Origin of the sequence: Burkholderia sp. Se-20378 (assembly GCF_017104665.1) — a bacterium.
Lineage (GTDB): Bacteria > Pseudomonadota > Gammaproteobacteria > Burkholderiales > Burkholderiaceae > Burkholderia > Burkholderia lata.
Genome location: NZ_JAAGPG010001167.1, coordinates 1 through 905 on the forward strand (window position 1 = coordinate 1; position 905 = coordinate 905).

1 protein-coding gene and 1 pseudogene are annotated in these 905 nt (G+C 68.4%); both read right to left on the reverse strand.

Translation table 11 applies throughout. The annotated features are described in order from the left end of the window. The coding region (locus G3N93_RS40790) for an MFS transporter (protein ID WP_206135611.1) at nt 1–599 on the reverse strand (599 nt) is incomplete at its 3' end. A 139-nt stretch (nt 600–738) separates the two neighbouring features. Continuing rightward, a pseudogene (locus G3N93_RS40795) lies at nt 739–905 on the reverse strand (DsbA family oxidoreductase); the annotation flags it as partial.

Genomic DNA, 905 nt, shown 5'->3' on the forward strand with positions numbered 1-905 from the left:
AGCCGCGCGGCGCCGGCCGGCGCGCGCAGGCGCGGCAGCAGCGCGACGCACATCGCATAGACCGCGATGCCGATCGGCAGGTTGACGAGGAAGATCCAGTGCCACGACAGCGAACTCGTTAGCAGCCCGCCGAGCAGTACGCCGATGCTGCCGCCGCCCGCGCAGACGAAGCCGTACACGCCCATCGCGCGGGCGCGCTCGCCGGGCTCGGTGAAGAGATTCATGATCAGCGACAGCGCGACGGCCGATACGATCGCGCCGCCGATCCCCTGCACCGCGCGCGCGGCGATCAGCATCGTCTGCGATTGCGCGAGGCCGCACGCGAGCGATGCAAGCGTGAACGCGACGAGGCCGGCGAGGAACATGCGTCGGTGGCCGTACAGGTCGCCGAGCCGGCCGCCGAGCAGCAGGCAGCCGCCGAACGTCAGCAGGTACGCGTTGACGACCCACACGAGGGCCGTCTCGGTGAAGTGGAGGTCGGTGCTGATCGACGGCAGTGCAACGTTCACGATCGTGCTGTCGAGCACGATCATCAGCACGCCGAGGCAGAGAACGATCAGCGCGTACCAGCGCTTCTCGCCGTGGATCCCGTGGGTCATGGGCTTGCAGCCTTCTGATAGTTATTTGAAAGGATGCATTCTAGACCCGATTGGAACAGGCTTCCTGCCGGTTTGTGGCAGCAGCGAAGCGTAGTCGCGCGTCCGGGCGTGACGCGCGTGATGAGGGATGAGGCGGGTGTTAGGAGCGCGCCGGCAATTCGCAGCCGTCGGGGCCGCAGGCGGCCGCGTCGCTGCCGTCGAGTTCGACGATGCCGTCGCGCCATGCCTGGTCGAGCGCCTGCGCAAACGCGTCGGCCGGCTGCGCGCCCGACACCGCATAGCGGCCGCCGAACACGAACAGCGGCA